Annotated in this window: 22 protein-coding genes; 2 read left to right on the top strand and 20 right to left on the bottom strand. The window is 72.1% G+C overall.

Features of this window, described 5'->3' with window-relative positions; all coding sequences use genetic code 11:
• Positions 1-5 precede the first annotated feature (5 nt).
• Entirely contained in the window at positions 6-869 is an 864-nt protein-coding gene (locus tag IEZ10_RS21300; protein WP_189248243.1) for a peptidylprolyl isomerase, read from the top strand.
• A 38-nt stretch (positions 870-907) separates the two neighbouring features.
• Positions 908-2,158 carry a DUF349 domain-containing protein gene (locus IEZ10_RS21295; protein ID WP_189248242.1) on the top strand — a complete coding sequence of 417 codons (1,251 nt, stop codon included), beginning with the start codon at positions 908-910 and terminating at the stop codon, positions 2,156-2,158.
• A gap of 194 nt (positions 2,159-2,352) precedes the next feature.
• Here IEZ10_RS21295 and IEZ10_RS21290 read toward each other — a convergent pair whose 3' ends face one another.
• From IEZ10_RS21290 to IEZ10_RS21195, 20 genes are all read right to left on the bottom strand, one after another.
• A complete protein-coding gene (locus IEZ10_RS21290; RefSeq protein WP_189248241.1) occupies positions 2,353-4,551 on the bottom strand; it encodes a RelA/SpoT family protein in 2,199 nt (732 codons plus the stop codon).
• A 238-nt stretch (positions 4,552-4,789) separates the two neighbouring features.
• Complete coding sequence (locus tag IEZ10_RS21285) at positions 4,790-5,308, bottom strand: adenine phosphoribosyltransferase (protein WP_189248240.1); 519 nt, start codon at positions 5,306-5,308, stop codon at positions 4,790-4,792.
• A gap of 65 nt (positions 5,309-5,373) precedes the next feature.
• Positions 5,374-6,429 carry a protein translocase subunit SecF gene (gene secF, locus IEZ10_RS21280; RefSeq protein ID WP_189248239.1) on the bottom strand — a complete coding sequence of 352 codons (1,056 nt, stop codon included), beginning with the start codon at positions 6,427-6,429 and terminating at the stop codon, positions 5,374-5,376.
• Entirely contained in the window at positions 6,429-8,255 is a 1,827-nt protein-coding gene (gene secD, locus IEZ10_RS21275; RefSeq protein WP_189248238.1) for a protein translocase subunit SecD, read from the bottom strand. Before secD ends, secF begins: the two co-directional genes overlap by 1 nt.
• Positions 8,256-8,339: 84 nt before the next feature.
• Entirely contained in the window at positions 8,340-8,714 is a 375-nt protein-coding gene (yajC, locus tag IEZ10_RS21270) for a preprotein translocase subunit YajC (RefSeq protein WP_189248237.1), read from the bottom strand.
• Between the two features lie 227 nt (positions 8,715-8,941).
• Positions 8,942-10,006 carry a Holliday junction branch migration DNA helicase RuvB gene (ruvB, locus tag IEZ10_RS21265; RefSeq protein WP_189248236.1) on the bottom strand — a complete coding sequence of 355 codons (1,065 nt, stop codon included), beginning with the start codon at positions 10,004-10,006 and terminating at the stop codon, positions 8,942-8,944.
• Positions 10,007-10,019: 13 nt separating this feature from the next.
• On the bottom strand, positions 10,020-10,640 hold the full coding sequence (gene ruvA / locus IEZ10_RS21260; RefSeq protein ID WP_189248235.1) for a Holliday junction branch migration protein RuvA: 621 nt from the start codon (positions 10,638-10,640) through the stop codon (positions 10,020-10,022).
• Complete coding sequence (ruvC, locus tag IEZ10_RS21255; RefSeq protein ID WP_189248300.1) at positions 10,637-11,230, bottom strand: crossover junction endodeoxyribonuclease RuvC; 594 nt, start codon at positions 11,228-11,230, stop codon at positions 10,637-10,639. Before ruvC ends, ruvA begins: the two co-directional genes overlap by 4 nt.
• A gap of 158 nt (positions 11,231-11,388) precedes the next feature.
• Complete coding sequence (locus IEZ10_RS21250) at positions 11,389-12,546, bottom strand: GNAT family N-acetyltransferase (RefSeq protein WP_189248234.1); 1,158 nt, start codon at positions 12,544-12,546, stop codon at positions 11,389-11,391.
• Between the two features lie 68 nt (positions 12,547-12,614).
• Positions 12,615-13,976: a cation:proton antiporter gene (locus IEZ10_RS21245; RefSeq protein ID WP_189248233.1), complete on the bottom strand. Its 1,362-nt coding sequence runs from the start codon at positions 13,974-13,976 to the stop codon at positions 12,615-12,617.
• A 310-nt stretch (positions 13,977-14,286) separates the two neighbouring features.
• Positions 14,287-15,039, bottom strand: coding sequence for a YebC/PmpR family DNA-binding transcriptional regulator (locus IEZ10_RS21240; RefSeq protein WP_179827797.1), 753 nt, complete (start codon positions 15,037-15,039; stop codon positions 14,287-14,289).
• Between the two features lie 3 nt (positions 15,040-15,042).
• Entirely contained in the window at positions 15,043-15,633 is a 591-nt protein-coding gene (pdxT, locus tag IEZ10_RS21235; protein ID WP_189248232.1) for a pyridoxal 5'-phosphate synthase glutaminase subunit PdxT, read from the bottom strand.
• Between the two features lie 172 nt (positions 15,634-15,805).
• Positions 15,806-17,023, bottom strand: coding sequence for an MFS transporter (locus IEZ10_RS21230; RefSeq protein WP_189248231.1), 1,218 nt, complete (start codon positions 17,021-17,023; stop codon positions 15,806-15,808).
• A gap of 138 nt (positions 17,024-17,161) precedes the next feature.
• Positions 17,162-17,578, bottom strand: a complete 417-nt coding sequence (locus tag IEZ10_RS21225) for a MarR family winged helix-turn-helix transcriptional regulator (protein WP_179827792.1) — start codon at positions 17,576-17,578, stop codon at positions 17,162-17,164.
• 114 nt (positions 17,579-17,692) lie between these two features.
• Complete coding sequence (locus IEZ10_RS21220) at positions 17,693-19,393, bottom strand: alkaline phosphatase D family protein (protein WP_189248230.1); 1,701 nt, start codon at positions 19,391-19,393, stop codon at positions 17,693-17,695.
• A 128-nt stretch (positions 19,394-19,521) separates the two neighbouring features.
• A complete protein-coding gene (gene pdxS, locus IEZ10_RS21215) occupies positions 19,522-20,436 on the bottom strand; it encodes a pyridoxal 5'-phosphate synthase lyase subunit PdxS (protein WP_179827788.1) in 915 nt (304 codons plus the stop codon).
• 172 nt (positions 20,437-20,608) lie between these two features.
• Entirely contained in the window at positions 20,609-21,625 is a 1,017-nt protein-coding gene (locus IEZ10_RS21210; protein WP_189248229.1) for a DUF3048 domain-containing protein, read from the bottom strand.
• A 175-nt stretch (positions 21,626-21,800) separates the two neighbouring features.
• A complete protein-coding gene (locus tag IEZ10_RS21205) occupies positions 21,801-22,340 on the bottom strand; it encodes a LemA family protein (protein WP_189248228.1) in 540 nt (179 codons plus the stop codon).
• The gene (locus tag IEZ10_RS21200) at positions 22,337-23,464 is read right to left on the bottom strand and encodes a glycosyltransferase family 4 protein (RefSeq protein ID WP_189248227.1); all 1,128 of its coding nucleotides are present in this window, start codon (positions 23,462-23,464) and stop codon (positions 22,337-22,339) included. Before IEZ10_RS21200 ends, IEZ10_RS21205 begins: the two co-directional genes overlap by 4 nt.
• A gap of 103 nt (positions 23,465-23,567) precedes the next feature.
• Positions 23,568-24,482: a phosphatidylinositol mannoside acyltransferase gene (locus tag IEZ10_RS21195; RefSeq protein WP_189248226.1), complete on the bottom strand. Its 915-nt coding sequence runs from the start codon at positions 24,480-24,482 to the stop codon at positions 23,568-23,570.
• Positions 24,483-24,492 lie beyond the last annotated feature (10 nt).

The raw sequence follows: 24,492 nt of genomic DNA, 5'->3' as shown, positions 1-24,492 counted from the left end.
AAGCGGTGAGCGGCAAGGACCGCCAGAAGCAGCTGGCGCGCGAGCACTACGAGCGGCAGACGAAGCGGCGCGTCGAGCGTGAGGCCAGGGCGAAGCGCACCGCGGTCATCGGCACCACCGCCGGGGTCGTGCTGGTGGTGGGCGGTGTGGTCGCCGCGACCGCCCTGCTCGGCGGCGGTGACTCCGACGCCACCTCCACCGCGTCGGCGTCGGGGAGCCCCGGCCCGGCCGCGAGCGCGAGCGCGAGCGAGGGGCCCAAGCCCGCCGCGTTCGACCCGGCGACCGGCACCTGCGGCTACGTCCCCGACACCGAGGGGGCGGCGAAGAACGTCGGCATGCCGCCGGCCAAGGTGGACACCTCGCCGGCGACGATGACGCTGAAGACGAACCATGGCGACATCGTGATCAAGGTGTCGGCGGAGAAGACCCCGTGCACGGTCAACTCCTTCGCCTTCCTGGCGAAGAAGAACTACTTCGACGGCTCCAAGTGCCATCGGCTGGGCTCCGACCAGTTCCCGGTCCTGCAGTGCGGCGACCCGCTCGCCAAGGCCGACGGCAAGAGCGAGACCGACGGCCAGGGCGGGCCGGGGTACCGTTTCGTCAACGAGAACCTCGACGGCGCCAAGTACACCCGCGGCGTCGTGGCCATGGCCAACAGTGGTCCCGACACCAACGGCAGTCAGTTCTTCCTCGTGTACGGCGACACCCAGCTCCCCCCGAACTACACCCCGTTCGGTACGGTCACGAAGGGGATGGAGATCATCGATGAGGTGAACAAGGGAGGCGTCATCACGCCGGGACCCGACGGCACCGGGGCTCCGAAGGAAACCGTCGAAATCAAAAACGTGACAATGTCCGGCAAGAGCTGACGTAATACAACCAAGATGCGGTTAGCCTCGAAAGGCTGATGAAAGTGCGGGAGGACACGGTGAGCACCGACCCGTGGGGCCGGGTAGACGACGACGGCACCGTCTACGTGCGTACGGCTGAGGGAGAACGGGCCGTCGGGTCCTGGCAGGCCGGCGAGCCGGAAGAGGCACTCGCCTACTTCCATCGCAAGTTCGACGAGCTGGCCGGGCAGGTCACCCTGCTGGAACAGCGGGTCCGCGGCACCGACCTGCCGCCGGCCCAGGCGGAGGCGACGATCGTCAAGCTGCGTGAGGCGATCACCGGCGCGCACGCCGTCGGTGACCTCGACGCGCTGCTGGGCCGCCTGAACGCCCTCACGGAGACGGTCGCCCAGCGCCGCGAGGAGGTCAAGGCGGCGCGCGACGTGGCCCGGGCCGAGGCCAGGGCCGTCAAGGAGCGCATCGTCGGCGAGGCCGAGCGGATCGCCGAGGACACCACCCACTGGAAGAGCGGGGGCGAGCGGCTGCGCCAGCTCATCGAGGAGTGGAAGGCCGCCGAGCGCATCGACCGGGTGACCGAGGCCGCGCTCTGGAAGCGGCTGTCGGCCGCCCGTACGGCCTTCGCCAAGCGGCGCAAGGCGTACTTCGCCGGGCTGGACGAGCAGCGGGAGGGCGTGCGCGCCACCAAGGAGCGCATCGTCGCCGAGGCGGAGGAGATGGCCTCCTCCACCGACTGGGGCGCCACGGCCGCCGCCTACCGCGAGCTGATGCGGGAGTGGAAGGCCGCGGGCCGGGCCTCCCGCGAGGTGGAGGACGAGCTGTGGGGCCGGTTCAAGGCCGCCCAGGACCAGTTCTTCCAGGCCCGCTCGGCGGTCTTCGCCGAACGCGACGCCTCGCTCGCGGCCAACGCCGAGGTCAAGGAGCAGCTCCTGGCCGAGGCGGAGAAGATCCTGCCGGTCTCCGACGCCCGGTCCGCCAGGGCGGCCCTGCGGGGCGTCCTGGAGCGCTGGGAGGCGGCCGGCCCGGTCCCGCGGGAGCAGCGCGACCGCCTGGAGGGTGGCCTGCGCCGGATCGACGAGGCGGTCCGCAAGGCCGAGGAGGCGGAGTGGAAGCGCTCCAACCCCGAGGCCCGCGCCCGCGCCCAGAACACGGTCGACCAGCTCCACCGGTCGATCGAGCAGCTTGAGGCCCGCCTGGCCAAGGCCAGGGCGGCCGGCCGGGACAAGGACGTCAAGGACGCCGAGGAGTCCCTGGAAGCCCGCCGTTCCTGGCTGGAGGAGGCCGAGCGCACGCTCGCCGAGTTCTCCTGAGGCGGGTCCTCCCGAAGATACGCGGCCGGGCGTCCCCTCGCGGGCGCCCGGTTCGGGGTGCGGCCCTCATCCGCGTGACGGCGCCCCGTGGCAGAGCCCGGGGCGGGCTCGTCCCCACGTCGGCGCCTCGGTCCCGGGGCCGGACTCTCCTCCGCGGAGCCCGGGGCGGGCACGGCCGGGCCCCGGGGCGGCGGTCAGGAGCCGGCGCCGCTCACCCGGTAGACGTCGTAGACACCCGGGATGTTGCGCACGGCCTTCAGGACGTGCCCGAGGTGCTTGGGGTCGGCCATCTCGAAGGTGAACTTGCTGATCGCCACCCGGTCGCGGGACGTCGTGACCGACGCCGACAGGATGTTCACGTGCTGGTCCGACAGGGTGCGGGTGACGTCCGACAGCAGCCGCGGCCGGTCGAGCGCCTCGACCTGGAGCGCCACCAGGAAGACCGAGTCGGTCCCCGACGCCCAGGACACCTCCACCAGCCGGTCCGGCTGGGTCTTCAGCTGCTCCCCGTTGGGACAGTTGGTGCGGTGCACCGACACGCCGTGCCCGCGGGTCACGAAGCCGAGGATCTCGTCGCCGGGCACCGGGGTGCAGCAGCGCGACAGGCGCACCCACACGTCGGAGTCGCCCGCGACCACCACGCCGGCGCCGCCGCTGCCGCCGCGGGGACGGCCCCGCAGCTTCGTCGGCACCGAAACCTCGGCGATGTCCTCCTCGGCGCCGTCCACTCCCCCGACGGAGTGCACCAGCTTCTGCACGACCGCCTGGGCGGCGATGTGGCCCTCGCCGACGGCCGCGTACAGGGCGGAGACGTCCGGGTAGCGCAGGTCCCTGGCGAGGGTCAGCAGCGACTCCCCCGACATCAGACGCTGCAGCGGCAGACCCTGCTTGCGCATGGCCCGGCCGATGGCCTCCTTGCCCGCCTCGATCGCGGTCTCGCGGCGCTCCTTGGAGAACCACTGCCGGATCTTGTTACGGGCCCGGCCCGACTTGACGAACTTCAGCCAGTCACGTGAGGGGCCGGCGTCCGGCGACTTGGAGGTGAAGATCTCCACCGTGTCGCCGTTGCCCAGCCGCGACTCCAGCGGCACCAGGCGGCCGTTGACCCGGGCGCCGATGCAGCGGTGGCCGACCTCGGTGTGCACGGCGTAGGCGAAGTCGACCGGCGTCGCGCCCTCGGGCAGGGCGATCACCTGGCCCCGCGGGGTGAAGACGTACACCTCCGAGACCGACAGGTCGAACCTGAGCGACTCCAGGAACTCGCCGGGGTCGGCGGTCTCCTTCTGCCAGTCGAGGAGCTGACGCAGCCAGGCCATGTCGCTGGCGGGCTTCAGCTTCGTCCCCGGGGCGCCGGAGGCCGTCATGTCCTCCTTGTACTTCCAGTGCGCGGCCACGCCGTACTCGGCCCGGTGGTGCATGGAGTGGGTGCGGATCTGCAGCTCCACCGGCTTGCCCTCGGGGCCGATGACCGTGGTGTGCAGCGACTGGTACATGTTGAACTTGGGCATCGCGATGTAGTCCTTGAACCGGCCGGGCACCGGGTTCCATCGCGCGTGGATCGTTCCGAGGGCGGCGTAGCAGTCGCGGACCGTGTCGACCAGCACCCGGATGCCCACCAGGTCGTAGATGTCGTCGAAGGCGACGTCGCGCGCGATCATCTTCTGGTAGACCGAGTAGTAGTGCTTGGGCCGCCCCTTGACCACCGCGCGGATCTTGGCCTCGCGCAGGTCCTTGGAGACGCTCTCGATGACCTCCTGCAGGAACAGGTCTCGGCGCGGGGCCCGCTCCGACACCATGCGGGCGATCTCGTCGTAGCGCTTGGGGTAGAGCATGGCGAACGCGAGGTCCTCCAGCTCCCACTTGATCGTGTTCATGCCCAGCCGGTGCGCCAGCGGGGCGAAGATCTCCAGGGTCTCGCGGGACTTCTGCTGCCGCTTGTGCTCGGGCAGGTAGCGCATGGTGCGCATGTTGTGCAGCCGGTCGGCGAGCTTGATCACCAGGACCCGGATGTCACGCGACATCGCCACGACCATCTTGCGGACGGTCTCGGCCTGGGCGGCGTCACCGAACTTGACCTTGTCGAGTTTGGTGACGCCGTCGACCAGCAGCGCGATGTTGTCGCCGAAGTCGGCCCGCAGTTCGTCCAGGCCGTAGGCGGTGTCCTCGACGGTGTCGTGCAGCAGCGCGGCGCACAGGGTCTCGTCGTCGGTGCCCAGCTCGGCCAGGATCGTCGCCACCGCCAGGGGGTGGGTGATGTAGGGGTCCCCGCTCTTGCGCTTCTGATCACGGTGGTGGTAGGCCGCCACGTCGTAGGCACGCTCGATGAGCCGCAGGTCCGCCTTCGGGTGCGTCGCGCGGACCGTGCGGAACAACGGCTCCAGCACCGGGTTCATGGCGCCACTCCATTGCCCCCCAAAGCGTGCGATCCTGCGGCGTACGGCAGGCTTCTCCTCGGTGGCTCCGGACATGGGGGAACCCGCACCGCCTGGCGGCGCGGCCTCCTCGGGCCCGCCTCCATCGGCGGTCACGTCGGGAACGACCACATCACGGGGCACTCAGACTCCTCACGTTCGAGTCCAGATCCTCCAGTGTATCCAGACATGTCAGGAACCCTGCCCCATCGGGGTGAGATCAGACGATCACCAGGGAACGAACTTCGACGTCGTCGAGTCGTTCCCGCCCGTTGAGGAAGGCCAGTTCCATGAGCACGGCGATGGCGACGACCTCGGCGCCCGCCCTGCGGACCAGCTCCACCGTCGCGCGCGCCGTGCCGCCGGTGGCGAGCACGTCGTCGACGATCAGGACCCGCTCTCCGGGGGCGAAGGCGTCCCTGTGCACCTCGATGACGGCGGAGCCGTACTCCAGATCGTAGGACTCCTCAAGCGTCTCGGCAGGCAGTTTGCCTTTCTTCCGTACCGGGACGAATCCCGCGGCGGCCTTGTGCGCCACTGGGGCGGCCAGGATGAACCCGCGGGCCTCGATGCCGACGATCTTGTCCACCCGGTACGCGCCGGCCAGCTCGTCCACCACGGCGGCGAACGCCTTGGGATCGGCGAGCAGGGGGGTGATGTCCTTGAAGACCACGCCGGGCTGCGGATAGTCGGGCACGTCGCGGATCCGGTCGAGGATGAGGGTGCGCAGGTCGCTCATTTCACTTCCTTACGAAAACGCCTCCGCCCCCGGGGGACGGGAGCGGAGGCGCCATCTTGGTGGGGTTACTTCTTCTTGCGCTTGTCGCCGTCGGCCACGGAGCCGGCCGGCGCGGAGCCGTTGGCCGCCGCCGCGGCGACCGGCTGCCTGGCGCCCTTGTCGGGGGCGGACCCGGCGCCGCGGCTCGCGACCCGGCGGGCGAGCGCCTGGTAGCGCGGCTCGCGCTCCTTCAGCGTCACCAGCATCGGCGTCGCCACGCACAGCGAGGAGTAGGTGCCGACGATCATGCCGACGAACAGGGCCAGCGACAGGTCCTTCAGCGTGCCCGCGCCGAACAGCGTGGTGCCGATGAACAGGATCGCCGCGACCGGCAGGATCGCCACCAGCGTGGTGTTCAGCGACCGGATCAGCGTGTGGTTCAGGGCGTTGTTGGCCGCCTCGGTGTAGGTCATCTTGGAGGTCGTGCCGAGCTTGGCGGTGACCTCCTTGATCATGTCGAAGACGACGACCGCGTCGTACAGCGAGTATCCGAGGATGGTCAGGAAGCCCAGCAGGGTCGCCGGGGTGACCTCGAAGCCGGACCAGGCGTACACGCCGGCGGTGATGACCAGGTCGTGGAAGAGCGCCACGATGGCCGACAGCGCCATCTTCCACTCGAAGGCCACCGTCAGGTACAGGATGATCGCCAGCATGAAGACGATCAGGCCGATGACGGCCTTGTTGGCCACCTGGCCGCCCCACGAGCCGCCGATCACCTGGACGGTGACGTCGTTCTGCCGCAGGCCGTAGTCGTCCGCCGTGGCCTTCTGGGTCTTGGTGACCTCCTGGGCCGGCAGGCTCTCGGTGGTGACCCGCCAGCCGTTGTTGGTCTCCTGGACGATGACCTGGTGCGCCCCGGCCTCCTCGAAGGTGCCGCGCACCTGCTCGATGCTCGCCGAGGGGGCCTTGAAGGAGAAGACCGAGCCGCCCTTGAACTCCACGCCGAGGTTCAGGCCGTTGACGATCAGACCGACGATGGAGACCGCCAGGAGGAGGGCTGACAGGCCGTACCAGAGCTTTCTGCGGCCGACGAAGTCGACGTTGACCTCGCCGCGGTACAGCCGGCTCACGATGCCGGACATCAGGCCTCCTGCGGAACGGTCGGGGCGGCGGAGCTCTGGCTCATGCGCTCGGCGTCGAGACCGGAGAGCTTGTGGCCCTTGGCGAAGAACTTCCTCCTGGCGAGGAGCGCGACGAACGGCTTGGTGAACATGAACACCACCACGATGTCGATGAGCGTGGTCAGGCCCATCGCGAACGCGAAGCCGGCCACGCCGCCGACGGCCAGGAAGTACAGCACCACGGCGGCGATGAACATGACCGCGTCGGCGATCAGGATCGTGCGCCGGGCGCGGGCCCAGGCGACCTCGACGGCCGCCCGCAACGAGCGGCGGCCCTCCTTCATCTCGTCGCGGATGCGTTCGAAGTAGACGATGAACGAGTCCGCGGTGATGCCGATCGAGACGATGAGACCGATGATGTGCGGCAGCGACAGGCGGAAGCCCGCGGTGGCGCCGAGGACGACCACCGACTCGTAGGTCAGGACCGTGGCGACCACGAGGCTCAGCACCGAGACGATGCCCAGGCCGCGGTAGTAGAGCAGCGAGTAGATCACCACGAGCCCGAGGCCGATCGCTCCGGCGATCAGGCCGCCGCGCAGCTGGTCGGCGCCCAGGGTGGAGGAGACCTCCTCGATGGAGTCCGTCTTGAACTTCAGCGGCAGCGCGCCGTACTTGAGCTGGTTGGCCAGCTCGTCGGCGGTCACCTGGGTGAAGTTGCCGGAGATCTGGGCCCGGCCGCCGGTGATGGGCTCCTGGATGACCGGCGCGGAGATCACCACGCCGTCCAACACCATGGCGACCTGGTTGCGCGGCGGCTGGGAGTTGAAGGCGGTGGTGGTGACCTTCGACCACTGCTGCGGGCCCTGGCCCTTGAAGGACAGCTGGACGAGCCACTCGCCGGTGGTCTGGTCGACGCCGGAGGTGGCCTTGTCGATCGAGGTGCCGGTGACGGCCGCCTTGTCGAGGATGTACTTGGCCGAGCCGTCCTGGCTGCAGCCGACGTACTGCTGGTCCGGCGCGTCCTGGGCGCCCTGGCCCTTGTCCTTGGCGCAGTCGAGCGTCTTGAACCGCTCAAGGGCCTTGGGGTCGACGCCGGTGGTGTCGACGCCGGCCAGCGGGTCGTTCGCCGGGGCGGACGGGGTCGCGCTGGGGCTCGGGGTGGCGGACGGGGCCGCGGCGTTCTTGGCCGCCCGGCGCGCCGACCGGTCCGCTGGGGCGTCCTCACCGTCCTTGGCCTCGGTCTTGGGCTCACGTGCGGCCCGCCGGTCCGTCGCGTCCTTCTTCGTCCCCGTCTCCGCCTCGGTGGAAGGGGTGGCCGACGGGTCCGGGGCGGTCAGCGCCGAGGACAGCGCCCGGCCGGTGGGCGAGGCGCTCGGGCTGGACTGGGCGGTGCTCCTCGGGGCCGGCGTCGTCGCGCCCTCGCCGCCGTCGGTGGCCTTGCCGTTCGACGGGACGGCGGACGGCGTCGGCGCCTGGGTGGGCATCTGTCCGGGGGGCGCGGGCGAGCCCTCCCCCACCGCCAGCACCTGGCGGAAACGCAGCTCCGCGGTGGTGCCGACCAGCTTTACGACTTCCTCCTGGCCTGCTCCGGGGACGGAGATGACGATGTTGTCACCGGACTTGACGACCTCGGCGTCGGAGATGCCGTTGCCGTTCACCCGGTCACGGATGATGTTCACGGCCAGGTCGAGGCTCTCCTGGGAGGGAGCCCCGCCGTTGGGCGTGACGGGCGTCAGCGTCACCGTGGTGCCGCCTGCGAGGTCGAGGCCATACTCGGGGGTGAACGCCTTGTTGAGGGCCATCACCCCGCCCATGGCGAGAATGAGCGCCAGAAGCGCCAGGAGCATGCGCCCCGGCTTGCTCTGGCCGCTGGTCGGTCGGGCCACTGGTCGTCAGTTCTTTCGGCTATAGGGGATGGTTGGCGAGCCTGCTCACTTCTGCTGCGAGTCCTGGTTGTCGCCCTTCGGCTGAACGGTCTCCACCTCATTGTCCTCCACGACGCCCGCGGACTCGACGTCATCGGAGGCGGTGTCGTCGACCGGGGTCAGGACGCGGCCGATCGCGGCCTTGACCCAGCGGGTCTCGACGCCGGGGGCGAGTTCCAGGATCACGTCGTCGCCGTCGATGGCCGTGACGGTCGCGAACAGGCCGGTCGTCGTCATGATGCGGGCTCCCGGGGCCAGGGAGTTCTGCATCTGGGCCTGCTCCTGCTGCCGCTTGCGCTGCGGCCGGATGAGCAGGAAGTAGAACACCACGACCATCAGAACGATCATGATGAGGCTTGAGTAACCGCTGCTGCCGCCCATGGGGCCGCTCCTTACTTTGGGAATGACCGGCGTGGCGCCGGACGTCGTATAACGGGCACGCCGCTCAGCACGTCAGCCTACACAGCCAGCCAAGCCACGGAGTTTAGGCGAGCTGTTAGGAGCGCGGCAACGAACCCACGAACGGGCCCCGGGGGAAGTTCCCATTTCGATATCGTTGTCATCGATCTGTGATTGCCCTCGCGGGGCTTCCCTTTTGTAAGGCAACGTCATGCGGGGCCGGAGTCATCCCCGAGATCGACGGGCGCCTGGGCGCCGAAGGCGTCCGGCGGCGGGGTCAGCCCCAGGTGGACCCACGCCGCGGCGGTCGCCACCCGGCCCCGGGGGGTGCGGGCCAGCAGCCCCTGGCGCACCAGGAACGGCTCGGCCACCACCTCGACCGTCTCGGGCTCCTCGCCGATCGCGACCGCGAGGGTGGACAGACCGACCGGGCCGCCGCCGAACTTGCCCAGCAGCGCCGACAGGACCGCCCGGTCGAGCCGGTCGAGCCCCTCGGCGTCGACCTCGTAGAGGTTCAGCGCCGCCGCGGCGACGTCGCGGGTGACGACGCCGTCGGACCGCACCTCGGCGAAGTCGCGGACCCGGCGCAGCAGGCGGTTGGCGATGCGGGGCGTGCCGCGGGAGCGCCCGGCGATCTCGCGGGCGGCGTCGCCGGGCAGCTCCAGGCCGAGCAGCGCCGCCGAGCGGTGCAGCACCCGCTCCAGCTCGCCGGCGTCGTAGAAGTCCATGTGGGCGACGAACCCGAACCGGTCGCGCAGCGGCGCGGGCAGCAGGCCGGCCCTGGTGGTGGCGCCGACCAGGGTGAACGGGGCGACCTCCAGCGGGATCGCGGTGGCGCCGGGCCCCTTGCCGACCACGATGTCGACCCGGAAGTCCTCCATCGCGAGGTAGAGCATCTCCTCGGCGGGGCGGGCCATCCGGTGGATCTCGTCGATGAACAGCACCTCGCCCTCCGACAGCGTGGAGAGGATGGCCGCGAGGTCGCCGGCCCGCTCCAGCGCCGGCCCGGAGGTGATCCGGATGGGCGCCGACAGCTCGGTGGCGATGATCAGGGCGAGGGTGGTCTTGCCGAGGCCGGGGCCGCCGCTCATCAGCACGTGGTCGGGCGGCCGGTTGCGCCGCAGCGCGCTCTGCAGCACCAGCGACAGCTGCTCGCGCACCCGCGCCTGGCCGATGAACTCCTCCAGCCGCTTGGGCCGCAGCGCGGCCTCGACCAGCCGCTCGTCACCCTCGGCGTCGGCGTCGGCCGAGACCAGATCCCGCTCGAAGCTCACGGCGTCTCCCCCCTCACCGCACGCTCAGCACGCGCAGCGCGGCCTTGAGCAGCGCCGCGACCTGGGGCGCGCGGCCCTCGGCCGCCTCGGCGTCGGCCTGGGGCGCGACGGCCGCGACGGCCTCGTCGGCGTCCTTGGCCGAGTATCCCAGGCCGACCAGGCCGGAGTGGACCTGCTCGCGCCAGACGGGGGTGGCCGAGCCGCCGTTGAGGGCGGCGCTGACGGCCTCCTCGGGGGTGCCGAGCTTGTCCTTGAGGTCGACGATGATCCGCTGGGCGCCCTTGGGGCCCACCCCGGGGACCCGGGTCAGGGCCTTGACGTCGGCGGTGGCCACGGCCATCCGCAGCGCGTTGGGCGTGTGCACGGCGAGCATCGCCAGGGCGACCTTGGGGCCGACCCCGCTGGCGGTCTGGAGCAGCTCGAAGATCCTGCGCTCGTCGTCGTCGGCGAAGCCGTACAGCGTGAGGGACTCCTCGCGCACCACCAGCGAGGTGGCCAGCCGGGTCTCCTCCCCCACGCGCAGCGCCGCCAGCGTGCCGGGCGTGCAGTGCACCAGCACGCCGACGCCGCCGACCTCGACCACCGCTCCGTCGGGGGCGATCGCGGCCACCCGTCCTCGCACCGAGGCGATCACTTCGTCGTTCCTCTCGAGTATCCGGCGGGCCTGCCCCGCCCGCGGAAGTACGCGGCGGCCGTCACTCCGCCGCCGGCGCCGGTGGCCCGGGCGGCCGCCTCGGCCAGCCGGTTCTGGGCGCCGCCCCGCCAGATGTGGCAGATGGCCAGGGCGAGCGCGTCGGCGGCGTCGGCGGGCTTGGGCATGGCGTCGAGCCGCAGCAGCCTGGTCACCATGGTGCCGACCTGTCGCTTGTCGGCCGTGCCGCTGCCGGTGATCGCGGCCTTGACCTCCGACGGCGTGTGCAGCGCCACCGGCAGCCCCCGGCGGGAGGCGCACAGGATCGCCACCGCCGACGCCTGGGCGGTGCCCATGACGGTGCGCAGGTTGTGCTGGGCGAAGACGCGCTCCACGGCCACCGCGTCGGGCCGGACCTCGTCGAGCCATTGCTCGATGCCGGCCTCGATCGCCACCAGCCGGGCCCCGATCTCGTCGTCGGCGGGGGTGCGCACCACCCCGACCTTGACCAGGTGGAGCGGCGCCCCGGGGCGCCCCTCGACCGCTCCGAGGCCGCACCGGGTCAGGCCCGGATCGACCCCCATCACCCGCAGTTCGGGCAACCGCACCGGCACGCCTTCCGCTCGCCGAACACCTGTTCGGTGCCCGACTCTACCGCCTGCGCGCATGGCGCGCACGGCCATCGCACCGCCCGCGGGGCGGCCTCCGGAGCCCTCACCGCCCTGGCCGTCCCGTCCGATGTCCGGCGCGGTCAGAACGCGTCGGTCATGTACGGCCGGGCGTGGAAGGCGGCGTCGAGGGCGTCGTCGGAGTCCGCCGGTCCGGTGAGGGCTCCCGCGCGGCGCAGGGTGGTGGTCGGCACGCCCGCGAACAGCGCGGAGAATCCTCCGGCGGTGAGGGCGGGGGCCGTCTTCGGGAGGGCCCCGGCGGGCTGGGCCGTACCGGAGCCGCCGGAGACCGACAGGTGCCAGGGGCCGGAGGAGGCGGGCCGCTCGGGGTCGTCGACGTGGACCACGGCGTCGAGGGTGACGCCGGCCGGGAACCCGCGCCCGGCGACGGCCGCCGCCGGGTCCACCACGCGGAACATCCAGCGGGTCTGCGCGACCTCGTCGTTCACCCGGTCGCCGAGCAGCCAGAACACCGGGTCGTCGGGGGCGACGGCCGCGCGGACCTTCTTCGCGATGGAGGACGAGGAGCCGACCAGCGCCCACAGCGCCCGGGCCGTGGCCTCCGAGCCGGCGAGCAGATGGCTGACCGAGATGTCGTGGCCGTCCCAGCCGTAGGCCACGAAGCCGTCCTCGGCCAGGTAGACGAAGTCGCGGGTGCTCTCCAGCCACCGGCGCACGGCCGCCTCGCTCCGGCGGACCGGCCCGGAGGCGCGGGTGGCGGCGTGGACGCGGCCGATGACCTCGCCCAGCGCGCGGGCGTCGCCGGGGCCGGTACGGCGGAGCGGGACGTCGCCTGCGGTGCGGATCGTGCGCAGCGCCTCGGTGGACAGCACGGCCCGGTGCAGGGCTCCGGCGTGCTCCCAGCCGAGCGAGCGGTAGAGGCGGGTGGTGGCGGGGTACAGCGCCGAGATCGGCAGCCCCAGGGCGGCGCAGCGGTCCAGGGCGGTCCGCATGATCGTCCGTCCGACGCCGCGGCCCCGGTCCTCGGGGGCGACGGTGACCGAGGCGATGCCGCCCATGGGCAGCGGCCTGCCGTGCCACCACTGGGTGAAGTCCTCGATGCGGGTCGTGGCGACGAGGCGGGCGCCGTCGAACGCCCCGAGGTATCTGCCGCCCTCGACGGCGGGCAGGGCGTTGCGCCGCCAGGTCTCCGCCTCGTCCTCCGGGACGGGCCCGAAGGCGCGGACGCGGTTGTCCAGCGCCGCGTCGAGGTCACCGGCCGTCAGCTCACGTATTTCCACGGTCCCCCAACCTAGGGCGTACCCCCCGATGGGTGTGAACCGGCCCCGGACCGCCCCGCCGGGCGGGGTCAGGGGTGGCGGACCGGCTCGGCGTTCCCCGGGTCGCCGAGGCCTCCGCCGTTCCCGGCGGCTCCGTCCCCCCGCGTCTCCCCGGAGTCCTCGGCGCCCCCGGCGGCGGGGCGGTCCGCGTCGGTCCGGCCGCGCAGGCGGTCCAGGCGCGTCATCACCGGGGTCGCCGTGACGCCGTGCAGCACCAGGGAGGCCAGCACGGTGAAGGCCACCACCGCCCACAGCTCCTCCGCGGGCACGCCGAAATCGGCCTGGCCGAGGGCGTAGGCGAGGTAGAACAGCGAGCCGATGCCCCGGATGCCGAAGAAGGCCAGCACGCCGCGCTCGCGCGGTCCCGGCCGGCCGCCGAGCGTGGCGAGCCAACCGGTCAGCGGACGGATCACCAGCAGCAGGAGCAGGCCGACCGCCGCCCCCCGCCAGGTGAGCGCGGCCAGGCCGCCGGTGATCACGAATCCGCCGAGCAGCAGGATCAGCCAGGCGGTGAACAACCGCTCGATCTGCTCGATGAAACCGTGCAGGACGGCGTTGTAGCCGTGCGTGCGCTCGGCGGCCCTGATCGTGCACGCGGTCACGAACACCGCGATGAAGCCGTAGCCGTGCACCAGCTCGGTGAGGCCGTAGGCGAGGAAGGTCGCGGCCAGCGCCACGAAGCCGTCGCGGTGCTCGGCCAGCCGCAGGTCGGAGACCTGGGCGCGGAAGAACAGCCGGCCCAGCGCCCTGCCTGCCAGCAGGCCGGCCACGACGCCCGCCCCGCACCTGTAGAGCAGGTCCACCAGCGCCCAGTGCCCGGCCCATTCCAGGCCGCCGCCCGCCGACGCCAGCGCGATCGCGGCGAACACCAGGGGGAAGGCCAGGCCGTCGTTGAGCCCGGCCTCGGAGGTGAGGGTGAAGCGGACCTCGTCGTCGTCGGTCTCGGAGTCGACGGGCTGGCCGACCTGCACGTCGGAGGCGAGCACCGGGTCGGTCGGCGCGAGCACCGCGCCCAGCAGCAGCGCCGCGGCCCACGGCCAGCCCAGCAGGCCGTGGACGGCCAGGGCGACGGCGCCGACGGTCAGCGGGAGCGTCCAGCCCAGCAGCCGCCAGGTGGAGGTCCAGCGGCGCGGCTCGAAGGGCCGGTTGATCGCCAGCCCGGCGCCCATCAGCGAGATGAGGACGCAGACCTCGGTGGCGTGCTCCAGCAGCGCCCGGTGGGCCACCGGGTCGGGGTCGGGCAGGTCCAGGGGCAGGAGGTAGAGCAGCGCGCCGCCGATCAGACAGGCCAGCGGCAGCGAGAAGGCGCGCCGGTTGAGCAGGCGGGGCAGGATCGCCGCGAGCAGGGCGGCGACGCCGGCCACGGCGAAGATCAGATCAGGGTTCGGCATCGTACGGCGGCATATGCCCTCATTTATTTAGGCAAACCGCAGGTCATACTTTTCCGGCGAACGTCACGAAAGCCCCAGCAAACCGCCTCCGGACGGCCGTCCGCCGGGGAGGTCTCCCGGGCGCCCGCCCGAAGGGTTCCGGGCATCCGCCGTGGAGGTCTCCCGGGTGCCTGCCCGGAGGTTGCGGGCAGGCGTCACCCGGGATCCGTCCCCGCGGCGCGGGGCCGTACACGGGAGGGTCCCCGGGCAGCCGTACGCCCGCCTCCGCGGCACGGCGGGGCGGGCGTACGGCGAGGCGGCGGGCGGCCGGTCAGGCCTCCAGCTTCTCCATGACCTCGTCGGAGACGTCGAAGTTGGCCCAGACGTTCTGCACGTCGTCGCTGTCCTCCAGGGCGTCGATCAGCCGGAAGACCTTGCGCGCGCCCTCCTCGTCGAGCGGGACGTTCATCGTCGGCAGGAAGCTCGACTCGGCCGAGTCGTAGTCGATCCCGGCGTCCTGAAGGGCCTTGCGGACCGGGACGAGGTCACCGGCCTCGGAGACGACCTCGAACTGGTCGCCCAGGTCGTTGACCTCCTCGGCGCCCGCGTCGAGGACGGCGACCAGCACGTCGTCCTCGGTGAGCGAGCCCTTGGGGACGAGCACGACACCCTTGCGGTTGAACATGTAGGACACCGAGCCGGGGTCGGCCAGGGAGCCGCCGTTACGGGTCAGCGCCACGCGGACCTCGGAGGCGGCGCGGTTGCGGTTGTCGGTCAGGCACTCGATCAGCACGGCGACGCCACCGGGGGCGTAGCCCTCGTACATGATGGTCTGCCAGTCGGCGCCGCCGGCCTCCAGGCCGCCGCCGCGCTTGCGGGCGCGCTCGATGTTGTCCAGCGGGACCGAGCTCTTACGCGCCTTGGTGATGGCGTCGTACAGCGTCGGGTTGCCGTCCGGGTCGGGGCCACCGGTCCGGGCCGCGACCTCGATGTTCTTGATGAGCTTGGCGAACAGCTTGCCGCGCTTGGAGTCGAGCGCGGCCTTCTTGTGCTTGGTCGTCGCCCATTTGGAGTGGCCGGACATCGACTAGAGCTCCCTCACCATCTCAACGAAGTATGAATGCACGTCGCAGCCCCCGGTGAGCTCCGGGTGGAAGGACGTGGCCAGCAGAGGCCCCTGACGGACCGCGACGATCCTATCCCCAGCTTCGGCTCGGGCCAGCACGTCGACGTCGGAACCGACCGATTCCACCCAGGGGGCGCGGATGAAGACCGCCCGCAGCGGGCCCATGCCCGCGAAGTCGATGTCGGACTCGAAGGAGTCGACCTGGCGGCCGAAGGCGTTGCGCCGGACCACCATGTCGATGCCGCCGATGGTCTGCTGGCCCTCGATGCCGCCCTCGATCCGGTCGGCCAGCATGATCATGCCTGCGCAGGAGCCGTAGGCGGGCATGCCGTCCTTGATCCTCGCCCGGAGCGGCTCCAGCAGTTCGAAGGCGTCGGCGAGCTTCCACATCGTGGTGGACTCCCCGCCCGGGACGACCAGCGCGTCGACCGCCTCCAGCTCCTCGGGGCGCCGTACGGCCACGGCCTTGGCGCCCGCCTGCTCCAGGCAGCGCGCGTGCTCGCGGACGTCTCCCTGCAGGGCGAAGACACCGATCGTCGGGGCGATGGTCACCGGTGGTCCTTTCAAGGGGCTCGTGATGCGGTTCAAGCGTATGGCCACCCCGCGGACCGCCCCAAACCGGCCGGTCCCGCGGGGCGGGGACCGGCCGGCAGGGCGGCCGACGGGGTGGGCGGCCGGGCCTCCGTGATCGGACGACCGGGGCCGGGCGGCCGCGCAACCGTGGTCAGGCGGCCGACAGGTCGTGGGCGGCGTGGTCGGCGTCCACCCGCGCGAGGCCCGCCAGGTGGTGGCGCCTGCCGTACAGGAAGGCCACGCCGACCAGGCAGCAGACCGCGCCCAGGCAGTACGGCACGGGCGCGCCGATCTCCTCGCCCAGCTTGGTCACGACGTAGGGCGCGATGGCCCCGCCCATCCAGCGGACGAAGTTGTAACCGGCCGAGGCGACGGGCCGGGGCGCGTCGGAGACCTCCATGGCGGCCTCGGTGAACACGGTGTTGTTCAGGCCGGCCGGGATGCCGCACAGCACGACGCAGACGACGACGCCCGCGCGCAGATCGACCGCGCTGAACAGGGCGATGCCCGCCTGCAGGACGGCCAGCGTCCCCAGGGACAGGTACAGCACCCGCACCGAGCCGATCCTGCGGCTCATGGCCGGGGCGGCGAAGACCGAGGCGAGCGCCACGAGGACGCCCCAGCCGAAGAACACCGCGCCGATGCCGTAGGCCGACATGCCGAGGATGAACGGGGTGAAGGCCAGGATGGTGAAGAAGGCGAAGTTGTAGAAGAACGCGGTGAAGGCGGTGGTGGACAGGCCGCCGTGGGCCAGGGCGCGCAGCGGGTCGCTGAGGCGGGTCTTCACCGCGGGCCGGGGCGTGGCCCTCAGCAGGACCGCGATGGCGATGAACCCGACGGCCATCAGGGTCGCGGTGCCGAAGAAGGGGCCGCGCCAGTTCCAGTCGCCGAGGATGGCGCCGACCAGCGGGCCCATCGAGATGCCCAGGCCCAGGGCTGCCTCGTACAGGATGATGGCGGCCTCGGCGCCGCCGCTGGCCGCGCCGACGATGACCGCCAGGGCGGTGGCGACGAACAGGGCGTTGCCCAGACCCCAGCCGGCGCGGAAGCCGATGAGCGCGCCGACGCTGTCCGAGGTGCCGGACAGGCCGGCGAAGACGACGACCAGGAACAGGCCGAGCAGCAGGGTGCGCTTGCCGCCGATCCGGCTGGAGACCCAGCCGGTGACGAGCATCGCCACCGCGGTGACCAGGAAGTAGCTGGTGAACAGCAGGGAGACCTGGCTGGGCCCGGCGTTCAGGTTCTTGGCGATGGAGGGCAGGATCGGGTCGACCAGGCCGATGCCCATGAAGGCGACCACCGCGGCGAAGGCGGTGGCCCACACCGACATCGGCTGACGGAGGATTCCGCCCGAACTCTGCGAGGACATGGGAGTGGCTCCTTGCGGGAAAAGCGGACCGGCCGGGGTGGCGGCCGGTCGGGGATGTGGGATCGCTTCCGGGACGGTGGGGCAGCGGGACGGTGGGGGGCTGTGGGGGACGGCGGGACCGCGCCGGGTCCCGCCGTTCTACGCGCGGCCCAGCTTGGCCAGCGCGGGCAGGGCGGCGGCGACGGCGTCGCGTTCCTCCGGGGTGAGCAGGCCGAGCTGGGAGACGAGGTAGGAGACGCGGGCCCGGCGTACGGCCGCCAGGCGGGCGCGGCCCTCCTCGGTCAGCCCGACCGTGCGGACCCGGGCGTCGGAGGGGTCGGCGGAGCGGGTCACCAGGCCGGGTTCCTCCAGCCGGTTGATCTGCACCGTCATGGTGGGGAGCTGGACCCCGTGCTCCTCGGCCAGCTCCGTCATCCGGCGCGGGCCGCTCTCCAGCGACCCCAGCACGGCGTACTGCTGGCTGGTGATCGGCTGTCCCGCCGCCACGCGACGCAGGAGCAGCACCAGGTGGCGCAGCTCTTTGGAGAGGTTCTCCGCGAGTTCGTCCGTCGTCATGGTTAGCCAGTCTAACTTAGTCAGGCTAAGCATTATTCCGAGGGGAGGGCGGCGCCCCGCCGGGACGCCGCCCTCCCCCGCTGCCCTCACGCGGCCCCGCCGGGCCGCGGCCGGTCAGGGACGCCTGGTCTCGGCGTCCACGACCTCCTGGATCCGCTCGGCGTCCGACTGCTCGGCCCGCCTGGCCAGGGACGGGTCCAGCGGGCGCAGATAGGTCTGCTGGACGCCCGGGACCCGGTCCTCCACGACGAAGGTCGCCCTGGTGTACGCCTCGGCCCCGGCCTCGGTCACCTTGGGCACCACCCTGAAGTCGGCGGTGAGCGCGCCCGGCTCGATCCGGGTGAGCACGTAACCGCGCTGGTTGTTGTAGAACTTCAGGTGCGGGTTGATCTTCAGGTACGGGTGGGTCGCGGGGTCGGAGTCCTTGCCGTCTCCGGTGGTGGAGATCGAGGTGGCGACCAGCTCGGAGCCGACCGTGCGGCCGGTGGGATCGTCGTAGTCGAGCTTGAGGTCGCTGGCCCAGTGGGCGTGCACGTCGCCGGTGAGCACCACCGGGTTGCGCACCCCGGCGTCCACCCAGCCCTGGGTGATCCGCTGCCGGGAGGCGACGTAACCGTCCCAGGCGTCCTGGCTGGTGACCTTGAGCGGGCCGGCGTTGTTGTCGCGCTGGGCGAAGAAGACCTGCTGCCCGATGACGTCCCAGCGCGCCCGCGACCGGCGGAAGCCGTCGATCAGCCAGCGCTCCTGCTCCTCGCCGGTGATGGAGCGCGCCGGGTCGCTCGCCTCGGGGCAGGCGCTGTAGCCGTCGCCGCAGCCCTGGTCGTCGCGGTACTGGCGGGTGTCGAGCATGTGGAAGGTGGCCAGCGCGCCCCAGCGGATCCGCCGGTAGAGCTGCATGTCGACGCCGCGCGGGACGGAGGTGCGGCGCAGCGGCATGTTCTCGTAGTAGGCGCGGAAGGCCGCCTCGCGCCGGGCGAGGAAGTTCGGCTGCGGGACCTCCGGCTTCTCCGGGATCTCGTCGGCCCAGTTGTTGTCCAGCTCGTGGTCGTCCCAGACCACCAGCCAGGGGGCGGCGGCGTGCGCGGCCTGCAGGTCGGGGTCGGTCTTGTACTGGGCGTGCCGCTGCCGGTAGTTCGCGAGCGTCTCGGTCTCGGGGCCCTCGTGGTCGCGGATGTTGCCGCCGGGGATGGTGTAGGTGTCGCGCGTGTACTCGTACTGGTAGTCGCCGAGGTGCAGGACCAGGTCGGGGTGGTCCTCGGCCAGGCGGCGGTAGGCGGTGAAGTAGCCGTGCTCGTACTGGGCGCAGGAGACGAAGGCCATGGCCAGCGGCGAGCCCAACGACATCGGGTGCGGGGCGGTGCGGGCCCGGCCGATGGGCGACAGGTACGGGCCGACCCTGAAGCGGTACCAGTAGTCGCGGTCGGCGGACAGGCCGCCCACCTCCACGTGGACGCTGTGGCCCCAGTCGGGCCTGGCCAGGGCCGTGCCGCGCCGTACCACCCGGCGGCCGCCCTCGTCGGCGTAGATCTGCCACTGGACCGGGAACGGCAGGGCGGGCATGCCTCCCATGCCGTCCTCGGCGAGCGGCCGCTGCGCCAGCCGGGTCCAGATCACGAAGCCCTCGGCGTCCGGGTCGCCCGAGGCCACGCCGAGCGTGAAGGGGTCGGTCCGCAGGCCCCGGGAGGCGAGGGAGGCGGCGCTCTCCGCGCCGGCGCCCTCCGCGCCGGGGTCGGCGTGCGCCGCGCCGGGGACGGCGGCCACGGCTCCGGCCGCGATCCCGGTGACGAGGAAGGAGCGGCGGGTGAATTCGGACAAGGCAGTCCTCCGGGGGGTGTCGGGCACGAACGCCCGTCAGCCTCCCGGAGGATCGTGACGGCGAGGTGAACGGTTCAGGAAACCGAAAAGGCGGCATCCTTCACAGATGCCGCCTTTTCTGAAATTTCCTACCAGCCGCGCTCGGCGAGGCGGTGCGGGACGGGGATGTCGTCGACGTTGATGCCGACCATGGCCTCGCCCAGGCCGCGGGAGACCTTGGCGATGACGTCCGGGTCGTCGTAGAAGGTGGTGGCCTTGACGATCGCGGCGGCGCGCTGCGCCGGGTTGCCGGACTTGAAGATGCCCGAGCCGACGAACACGCCCTCGGCGCCGAGCTGCATCATCATCGCGGCGTCGGCGGGAGTGGCGATGCCGCCGGCGGTGAAGAGCACCACGGGCAGCTTGCCGGTCCTGGCGACCTCGGCGACCAGCTCGTAAGGCGCCTGCAGCTCCTTGGCCGCGACGTACAGCTCGTCCTCCGGCAGCGAGGTGAGCCGCTTGATCTCGGCGCGGATCGTGCGCATGTGGGTGACGGCGTTGGAGACGTCACCGGTGCCGGCCTCGCCCTTGGAGCGGATCATCGCCGCGCCCTCGGTGATGCGGCGCAGCGCCTCACCGAGGTTGGTGGCGCCGCAGACGAAGGGGACGGTGAAGCGCCACTTGTCGATGTGGTTGGCGTAGTCGGCGGGGGTCAGCACCTCGGACTCGTCGATGTAGTCGACGCCGAGCGACTGCAGGACCTGGGCCTCGACGAAGTGGCCGATGCGGGCCTTGGCCATGACGGGGATCGAGACGGCGGAGATGATGCCCTCGACCATGTCGGGGTCGCTCATCCGGGACACGCCGCCCTGGGCGCGGATGTCGGCGGGGACCCGCTCAAGGGCCATGACGGCGACCGCGCCGGCGTCCTCGGCGATCTTGGCCTGCTCGGGGGTGACGACGTCCATGATGACGCCGCCCTTGAGCATCTCTGCCATGCCGCGCTTGACCCGGGCGGTTCCGGTGACGGCGGTCTCGGTGACTTCGGGCGTGCTGCTGGACACGGGGCTCTACCTCACGACGGCTGGTTGCGGATCACGGGCGTCCCTCGCCGGGACGGCCGCCACTTCTTCATGGTAGGCGTTGATCGGCGTATGCCCTCACACGCCGATCTGTCGCCTTCGGGGGATCTTCTTGGCCATCCTGTACGGCCGGCCGCCCCCGGAGGGAGTCGGCCTAGGGGATCACGGGCTTGGGCGCGGCCAGGACGACCCACACCTGTCCGGGGGCGAAGTTCATCGGCTCCCCGTTCTCGGTGGTGAAGACGGTGCCGTCCCGCTCCGACTCGCGCGACCACCTGGCCTTGAACGCCTGCCCGTCCCGGAGCACGACGGCCCTGCCCGTGCCGGTGGAGTGCACCAGGGGGGTATAACTCTGGTTGAGGTCGTGAAATTCCGAGCGCTCGGTCTTGGCGTACTGCACGACGATGGTCGGGGCGCCGAGCTGGCCGCCCTCGGCGGCCATGTCCTTCTTGCCGTCCTGCCAGACCAGCCACTTCTTGGCCGCGTCCGACCAGGTGAAGGTGAAGCGGGCCGCCGGGTACCGCACGCTGAACGACTTCCTCGGCGTCCCGTCCCCGGGGGCGTCGCCGAAGGTGAAGCCGATGTCCTTGGCCTTGCTCGCCCCGGGCGCCTCGGCCAGGAGCTTCCTGGGCTCGGCGAACAGGTTGTAGGGCGCGTAGCGGCCGGGCTGGCGGAAGTAGGCGCCCGGGGCCCTGCTGTCGGAGACGTCGACGAGGGACGCCTGCTGGACCTTGGGGATCATCTTGGTCTGCACGCCCGAGTAGGCCAGGGCGGGCTTGCCGAACTGCGGCAGGATGTGCAGGTCGGAGATGCGGGCGCTGCGCACCGGGCCGATCTTGGGCGGGAGCTTCGAGGAGAAGATCGCCATGAGGCGGGTCAGGCCAGCCTCGACCTGCTCGACATAGACGATGTCGGCGCTTTTCAGGCCGAGCTGCGGCTTGCCGGCCGAGGTGTTCTCGATCTTCGCCGCGAGCACCGGCCTGCGCGCGGCGCCGGGCAGGCCGGTGAAGGGGTGGGTGGGCTCCGGGGACGGGGTCTCGGCGGGCGTCGTGGCCTCCGCCGCCGCCTGCGGCTGCTTGCCCGCCGCCGGCTCGTCGGAGGAACAGGCCGCGGCCTGGGCGAGGACGGCCGCCCCCGCCAGCGTGACGGCGATCTTCCGGGACACCCGCACGGCTCATCTCCTCCAAGTCGGGCCTGAAAACCAGCATGAGCTTACCGGTGTCCCAGTTGCCGGTTATCCCGCTTTCGTGAGTCTTGTTCGGCATCGGGGCGTTCGGGAGCCGCCGGCGTATCCGGTGGACGGCCCCCGGCGCACCGCCGGGGAGCGCGCGCGGAGGCGGCCCGCATCACCCGGCGGCGAGGACCTTCGGGGGGTCGTCGTCGATCTCGAAGAAGCCGGGGTACTCGGTGTGCCCGGCCAGGCGGAGCGTGCGGGCCAGCCAGCGGCGCTGGGCGACCCGGGTCACGCCGACCGCGTTGTTGTAGAAGCGCCGGGAGTAGACCACCTTCGCCACCGCGGTGTCGAGCTCGGCCAGCAGCTCGCGACCGGCCGGGTCGGCGGACAGCCGGTCACGGAAGCGGTCCTGGTCGACCACCGCTCGCAGCGTGCGCGACAGGTCGCTCTCGGCGTGCTCGCGCTCCTCGGTGCCGGCCGTACGGGCCTCGTGGGCCGCGGCGGCCAGCACCAGGCTCGTCGCCGGATCCAGCACGCGCGAGGCCGCGAGCTCCAGGCAGACGGCGGTCCGCCGTACCAGCGCGGCGTCCAGGGACTCGCGGGCCAGCTCCAGGCGGATGTGCAGCCGGTCCAGCCGGCCGGCCCGCCAGGAGACGTAGACGGCGACCAGCACGACGACCGCGCCGACCACGGCGATCAGCGTGGTGCTCACGACTCCTCGTCCTCCTCCACCCCGGCGGGGATCGCCACGGTCTCGTAGACGCGCAGCACGTCGCGGGCGACCGTGGACCAGTCGTACTTGCGGACGGCCCGGCGCGCCTCCTCCGACAGGCCGGCCCGCCGCCCGGGGTCGTCGAGCAGGGCGGCGGCCTCGCGGGCGAGGGAGGCGGCGTCGCCGGTGGCGAACAGCGCGCCCGCCTCGCCGTCGCCGAGCACCTTGCGGAAGGCCGGGATGTCGCTGGCGAGGATCGCCGCCCCGGCCGACATCGCCTCGGTGAGCACGATGCCGAAGCTCTCCCCGCCGAGGTTGGGGGCGCAGAAGACGTCCACCGAGTGGTAGGCGCGGACCTTGTCCTCCTCGCTGACCATGCCGAGCAGGCCGATCCGGTCGTGGAAGCGGGCCGGGACCCTGCCGAGCACCTCGCCGGCGTCGCCGGGCCCGGCGACGAGCAGGCGCAGCCGCGGCCACTCGGCGGCCAGCAGGGAGAACGCCTCCAGCAGCACCGGCAGGCCCTTGCGGGGTTCGTCCATCCGGCCGAGGAAGCCGATCACCTCGCCGTCGTCCCAGCCGGGCAGCGGCTCGGCGTGGCTGTAGCGGCCGACGGTCACCCCGTTGGGGATGAGCACCGCGTCGCCGCCGATGAACTCGACCAGGGTCTTGCGCGCCGCGTCGGACACCGCGATCCGCGCGGTGATCTTCTCCAGCACACTCGTGATCACCGGCGAGGCCACCGAGAAGGCCCGCGAACGACCGTAGGAGGCGTGGAAGGTGGCCACGATCGGCCCCCTGGCCACCCAGCAGGCCAGCAGGCCCACCGAGGGGATGAACGGCTCGTGCACGTGCAGCACGTCGAAGCGGCCCTCGCGCAGCCAGCGGCGCACCCGCCCCGCCGACAGGAACCCGAACGACAGCCGGGCGACCGAGCCGTTGAAGGGGACCGGGACCGCCCGGCCCACCGAGGTCACGTACGGCGGCAGCGCCGCGTCGTCACCCGCCGGGGCGATCACCTGGACCTGGTGGCCGTCGTCCATGAGCGCCTCGGCGAGGTCGCGGATGTGCACCTGGACCCCGCCCGGCACGTCCCACATGTAGGGGCAGACGATGCCGATCCTCATCGCCCCACCGTCTCCCGCGTCCGCCGCGTCTCCCGGGTGCGGGCCGTGCCCGCCGTACCCGCCGTCTCCTCTGTCTCCCGCGCGCCCCGCGCGGAGCCCGCGGTCATCCGCGGGGCTCCAGGTCCTCGAGCCACAGCCGCTGCAGCATGTGCCAGTCCTCGGGGTGCTCGGCGATGCCCTTCTCGAAGGCGGTGGCGAGGTCCTGGGTGAGGGCCGCGACCTTCTCCTGGCGGGTGCCCTCGGCGGGCTTGGGGATCTCGTCGCAGAACCGCACCGTCCAGTCGCGGCCCCGGAAGGACAGGATCGTCGGGATCAGCGGGACCCCGGTGTGCAGGGCGAGCATGGCGGGCCCGGCGGGCATGCGGGTGGCCGCGCCGAAGAACTTCACCTCCACCCCCCGCGCGGTCAGGTCGCGCTCGGCGGGCAGCGCGACCGGCCGGCCGGCCCGCAGCCGCTGCGCCAGTACGGCGAAGACCTGGTTGTCCCCGCCGGTGAGCGGCAGCACCTCCATGCCCAGGCTCTCGCGGAAGGCGGTGTAGCGGTGGAACAACGACTCGGGCCGCAGCCGCTCGGCGACGGTGGTGAACGGGTGGCCCTTCTGCACGAACCAGGCGCCGGCCTGGTCCCAGTTGCCCATGTGCGGCAGGGCGAACACCGCGGCCCGGCCGCCGCCGAGGATCTCGTAGACCCGCTCGGCGTTGTGGACGTGGGTGCGCGCCAGGATCTCCTCGGGGCGCATCGAGGGCAGCCGGAACACCTCGTGGAAGTAGCGGAAGTAGGAACGCATGCCCGCGCGGCTCAGCTCCCGGATCGCCGGGTCGTCCGGGGAGGTGCCCTTGACCCGTGCGAGGTTGGCCTCCAGCCGGAGCACCTGCTTGCCGCGGCGCTTCCACAGCCGGTCGGCGGCCGTCCTGAAGGCCCAGGCGGTCAGGGGCTCGGGCAGGCGGGGCACGACCGCCCAGCCGGCGCCGAAGCCGGCCGCCACGAGACGATCCTGCGGTGACGGCTTGTCGTTCATCGTTCTTTCC

The sequence above is a fragment of the Streptosporangium pseudovulgare genome (assembly GCF_014648055.1).
Classification (GTDB): domain Bacteria; phylum Actinomycetota; class Actinomycetes; order Streptosporangiales; family Streptosporangiaceae; genus Streptosporangium; species Streptosporangium pseudovulgare.
The sequence above is the reverse complement of the archived record's forward strand: the minus strand, read 5'-3'. Positions and strand labels throughout refer to the sequence as shown.